The sequence below is a fragment of the Dolichospermum lemmermannii CS-548 genome, assembly GCF_028330815.1.
Classification (GTDB): Bacteria; Cyanobacteriota; Cyanobacteriia; order Cyanobacteriales; family Nostocaceae; genus Dolichospermum; species Dolichospermum lemmermannii.
The window spans coordinates 1-4,822 of the sequence record NZ_JAQMTJ010000026.1; the positions used below are offsets into that span (position 1 = coordinate 1).

Genomic DNA, 4,822 nt, shown 5'->3' on the forward strand with positions numbered 1-4,822 from the left:
GAATTGGGCGGCTGATATTGATTGATGAGTTGGGAGTGAGGAGTCAGGAGTCAGGAGTCAGGAGTCAGGAGTCAGGAGTCAAGGAAGAAGAAAGAAGAAAATTCTCCGTCTATTCCCTATTCCCTATTCCCTGTTCCCTGTTCCCTGTTCCCTGTTCCCTGTTCCCTGTTCCCTGTTCTTGATAAAATGTCAAAGCTGTTTTGCCATAGCTTTTTTGACGGCAGATTTCCCAGTTGTCAATGTTTGCTGGTTGCCAATTTCTGTAACGATGTTCGACGGCTATTTCTCCTTGGCAATCTAAAAGCTGATATTGAGCGATCGCTTGTAATACTGGTTCATATAATCCACTAGTATAAGGTGGGTCAAAATATATTCTGTCAAATTTTTGACCTGATAATTTTTTTAACTGTTGGGTGACATCTCCCCGTAATAGCTGAAATTTTTGGTCTGGCTTGGCTACCTGTTGCCAATTTTCTTGGATAATGGCACAGGATTGACTAGATTCTTCAATGCCGATAACGACGCTGGCTTCCCTGCACAAAGCCTCCGCACCCATAGAACCACTACCGGCGCACAAATCTAACCAGCGACAACCAACGATTGTTCCCTGCCAAATATTAAACAATGCTTCCCGGACTCGCGCACTGGTAGGTCTGGTATGTTCACCTGGTAAAGTTTTAAGCAGACGATTCCCGTAAATTCTTAGACTCATTACTTAATTGATCATTAAATCTTCAACTTTGAGCAAATAAACACCTGAAAATATTACAAACTTTTGTTAAGCAAAAACTTTTTCACGGACTTGAGCCACAAAATTAGAGAGAATTTGCAATCCGACATTTGATGATTTTTCAGGATGGAATTGGACAGCCATGAGATTTTCATGAGCGATCGCTGCTGTAAAACTTTGATCACCATGAGTCACAGTTGCCGCGCGAACTTGGGGATTTGTGGGTTCAACATAATAAGAATGCACAAAATAAACCCAAGGATCGATAGGTAAATGTTCCCATAAAAGACTTTTTGGTTGGTTAAGTTGGAGTTGATTCCAACCCATGTGGGGAATTGTCATCCCCGGTTGAGAACGAAAACGGCGGACTTTTCCGGGGACAATTCCTAGTCCTGGTAACGTTCCTTCGGCGCTGGATTCAAACAAAATTTGTAATCCTAAACAAATACCCAAGAACGGTTTACCAGAAGCGATCGCATCTTTAATCGGTTGTTCCAAACCACGCGATCGCAAATGTTGTACCGCTGGATCAAATGCTCCCACTCCTGGTAAAACTATAGCATCTGCTTTTGCCAACTCTTGAGAACAATAAGTAACGAGAGGGGTCGCACCAGCTTTTTCTAATCCTTTGCAAACAGAGTGCAAATTTCCCATATCGTAATCAACAACTGCAATCACTGCCATTTAGCTGCTCCTTGTAAATTTATGAGGGAGGGCTTTTAATTATTCTAATTCTAATTATTATTTATAATGCAAAAAAAAATACTATTAACTTCTTTTGACATTTGGTTAAGCCAACAAGAGTCAAATTCATCCGATGACTTGTTACTCGGACTAGCCAAAATGGCTTCACTCTCCCATGATTTAAAATTTTTGCACCGTCTCCCTGTCGATGTGCAACTGGCAAGTTCTCTCGTCATTGCCAAAATTAATGAACTCCAACCTGACCATATTATCTGTTGTGGTATGGCTGCAAGTCGTTCCCAATTAAGCGTAGAAGTCCTTGCCAGTAGTACAAGCATCTTGCCAGTAGAGTCTACAAATTCTGCCGACATCTTGCCTCAAGAGTCTAGAAATTCCCCCGAAAATATTTTACAAACCAGGGTTGATCTCGAAAAATTATTAGTCGGAACAGCAGGAGTTGAGATTAGCTATGACTGTGGTAAGTTTGTTTGCGAGGGACTTTATTATTCAGTCTTGGACTATTTACACCAGTCTCAACTCTCAATTAAGTGTATTTTTGTTCATGTCCCAATTTTCAACCCAGAAAATTTGCCAAAGATAATTGCTGATTTTATTGTGATCATTAACAACTTGGCACTTCTCTAGAAATATTAACGTCTGTTTAAACAAATTTACTCAGTATTATGTTGCCACTATTACTAGCTTTAACTCTTGCTCAAGCTGTTCCTGCCACACCACCACCAGAAGAAATATTACAAATACAATCAGTCCGTCCTTTACCGGGAAAGTTGGATTCAGTGCCGGTATTTAATAGCAATAGTCCAGAACTGGTATTAAAAGAAGGAATTTTACTTTCTACCTTTCCCGCAACGGGAAAAAAAGTCACATCAGCCCATTTAGATTTTCCCTTGCGTGGACAGTTTGATATTTTTGCCCATCATATTGCTAAAGCTGACCCACCGGAAAATTTACGTTCTTTGTATTTGGGCATCATCTTACATAATCCTGGTTCTCAACCGGTGACAGTAAATATATGGCAAGGTGCGAGTTATTTAAGTCAACCAGATGCCCCATTTAAGGAATTACCATCTTTAATCCCCAATGATTTAGGAACAGTTTTTGCAGGTCCAGGGAGTCGAGTCATGTCTGATATTTTGAGAGGAAAAAGACAAGATATTTTTCCCTCCCAAATTGTCATTCCCCCAGGGACAAGTCAGATGTTATTAAATTTACCAATTCCCGTCCAAGGACTAACACCCCCTTTAAATGGTCGTTCTACATATCTGCGACTGCGAAGTAATGGTAATGTTTACGCCGCAAGTTTGGCGATGTTTGCCCGGACAAATACTGACGGTAGTGAGCGATCGCCTAATTTAGCAGAATGGCAAAATTTATTAGATAATGGTGAATTATCCACCCCTAGAGACAAAGTTCCCACTCCCATCACAGGAAACAACAAACCGACAATTTACGGACGTGTAGCGGGAGTATCTAAGGGTTCTCGATGGTTAGCCGATATAGTAGATACACCAAAAAGCAAGTATTTAACTATTCCTCAAACTGGGGCAGCCTTTTCCTACGGTTTGAGTACCTTACATGGGGGAACATTAGGAACAAATCAAATTCAAACCGCACCCATGTTAGTGCGCTATCCTGATACTGCTTATTACGCTCATGGTAATTATGGGATTCAATATAGTCTCAAGTTACCTTTATACAACAATACTCAAAATCAACAAACCGTAAGTGTTGCAGTCCAAACTCCCCTCAAAGAAAATCAATTAAGTAAACCTGGACTTCGCTTTTTTAAGCTACCAGCGCGTCAAATCTTCTTCCGAGGGACTGTGCGCTTACGTTATCAAGACCAGGGAAAATGGCAAAATAAATTTGTGCATTTAATTCAAAAGCGTGGTGAAACGGGAGAACCTTTGGTATCGTTGAATATAAAACCAGGAAATACATCTTTAGTCCAAGTTGACTTTCTGTATCCACCAGATGCTTCACCACCACAGGTTTTAACGGTATCAACTCAAGCTAAGTAGGTAAACAGCATTAAACTGTAGGGGTTTAGCAATGCTCATTGGTGTCAAATTAAGGGTAAGTAGGTGAACTGAAAAATTTAAAGGTATGTGAAGAAAAGTAAAATCGCCCAAAACTCTCTTCCTGTTCCCAGTTAAGAGTTCCCAGTTAAGAGTTCCCTTGCCCCAACGACAATTTTTAACGCCAACTTACTTAATAATTGATGATAAAATCCCTATTTTCATCTAAATTCTTGTTGCAATTCTGCCCCATAATCAGCTTGACAATGATATTCGGATAATTCTTTCCAGTTAAGTACAGATTCTAGTAAGTCCTGATAACCCAGTGTATTCGGGTGCAGTCCGTCATTGGTAATCCGTTCACTTCTCCATCCTTGACTACGTTGCATCCATTGATCAAAAATATCTAAATAGGGAATTTGTCTTTGTTCACAAGCTTGCCGTGTTGCTTCTTTGTAGCGGTATTGGTCAGCGTGATTGTAGAATAAACAATCCAGAAAAGGCATTTTGGTTTCGTCTACGGGAACCATCCCCACAAACAGCACAGGACAAAGTTGTTTTGCTTGATCTAGTAATGTGGCGATTTCTGATTCAAACTGACTAAAATCTGTGTAGTTTCTGCCTTTGGGACTTCTTAATCGAGGTGTATCGTTGACACCGACAGATAAAATAATCAAGTCTGGTACACGATTGCGGATTTCTCCCCGGTGGCGAAATTCCACTTCTAAGCGTTGGGCAATTTGCTGTGTGCGATTGCCCCTTACTCCCAAATTATAAAGCACATGACCCACACTATCCGGTAGCATCCACCACCGTCGCAGTTGTTCCACCCAACCACCTTTTTCTGGATCACCGTATCCATATACTAAGCTATCTCCCAAGGCGACAATCTTTAAAGGTTGACAAAGTTTTGGCGATACAGATAATTGCATTAAGGTAGAAGTCTGAAAACTTGACATTATGAACTACCCCATCTTACTTCGTTGAAGATGGGGTTTCTACATCCCCGTCAGTAAGTTGAGATTTTTGACGTTTCTTTTGACCGAGTTGCTTCATACTTCCAGCATTCTTACGTTTGCTAGTGTTTGAAGTAGAGCTAGAATCATCTACGTCTACGAGGCTCGTTCCCAGCCCCGGTAGATTATTTGAGTACCAAAGCAACATCACTTCTGCCGCTGCAATATCACGCTGTTGGGTATATCCGCAGTTATGGCAAACATGAATCCGTTGGTCTAAAGTTTTCTTCTCTTGATTTCCACATTGAGGACAAGTTTGAGATGGTTTTACCTTCTTTGTAGGAACTTCTACAAATAAGCCACCAATGTCTGATAACTTAGCTTTTAAGGCATCCTTTATCATCCCCATACCC

The 4,822-nt window shown here is 40.8% G+C and carries 6 protein-coding genes; 2 read left to right on the forward strand and 4 right to left on the reverse strand.

Annotation, left to right across the window (positions count from 1 at the left end; genetic code table 11):
• Positions 1–109 precede the first annotated feature (109 nt).
• Together rsmD and hisH are read right to left on the reverse strand one after the other, a co-directional pair.
• Positions 110–712: a 16S rRNA (guanine(966)-N(2))-methyltransferase RsmD gene (rsmD, locus tag PN450_RS01245; RefSeq protein WP_271835155.1), complete on the reverse strand. Its 603-nt coding sequence runs from the start codon at positions 710–712 to the stop codon at positions 110–112.
• Between the two features lie 66 nt (positions 713–778).
• Entirely contained in the window at positions 779–1,414 is a 636-nt protein-coding gene (hisH, locus tag PN450_RS01250; protein ID WP_015078752.1) for an imidazole glycerol phosphate synthase subunit HisH, read from the reverse strand.
• Positions 1,415–1,480: 66 nt separating this feature from the next.
• Between hisH and PN450_RS01255 the strand changes: the two genes are divergently transcribed.
• Both PN450_RS01255 and PN450_RS01260 read left to right on the forward strand, forming a co-directional pair.
• Positions 1,481–2,059, forward strand: coding sequence for a pyroglutamyl-peptidase I family protein (locus PN450_RS01255; protein ID WP_271835157.1), 579 nt, complete (start codon positions 1,481–1,483; stop codon positions 2,057–2,059).
• Between the two features lie 38 nt (positions 2,060–2,097).
• The gene (locus PN450_RS01260) at positions 2,098–3,456 is read left to right on the forward strand and encodes a DUF3370 domain-containing protein (protein WP_271835159.1); all 1,359 of its coding nucleotides are present in this window, start codon (positions 2,098–2,100) and stop codon (positions 3,454–3,456) included.
• A gap of 218 nt (positions 3,457–3,674) precedes the next feature.
• Here PN450_RS01260 and PN450_RS01265 read toward each other — a convergent pair whose 3' ends face one another.
• On the reverse strand, positions 3,675–4,412 hold the full coding sequence (locus PN450_RS01265) for a GDSL-type esterase/lipase family protein (protein ID WP_271835160.1): 738 nt from the start codon (positions 4,410–4,412) through the stop codon (positions 3,675–3,677).
• Between the two features lie 16 nt (positions 4,413–4,428).
• A partial coding sequence (locus PN450_RS01270; protein ID WP_271835162.1) for a zinc ribbon domain-containing protein occupies positions 4,429–4,822 on the reverse strand: 394 nt, incomplete at its 5' end.

Excerpts from the sequence above, each read along its gene's own strand:
- rsmD (WP_271835155.1), bottom strand. The coding sequence starts at position 712 with ATGAGTCTAAGAATTTACGGGAATCGTCTGCTTAAAACTTTACCAGGT.
- hisH (WP_015078752.1), bottom strand. The coding sequence starts at position 1,414 with ATGGCAGTGATTGCAGTTGTTGATTACGATATGGGAAATTTGCACTCT.
- PN450_RS01255 (WP_271835157.1), top strand. The coding sequence starts at position 1,481 with ATGCAAAAAAAAATACTATTAACTTCTTTTGACATTTGGTTAAGCCAA.
- PN450_RS01260 (WP_271835159.1), top strand. The coding sequence starts at position 2,098 with ATGTTGCCACTATTACTAGCTTTAACTCTTGCTCAAGCTGTTCCTGCC.
- PN450_RS01265 (WP_271835160.1), bottom strand. The coding sequence starts at position 4,412 with ATGTCAAGTTTTCAGACTTCTACCTTAATGCAATTATCTGTATCGCCA.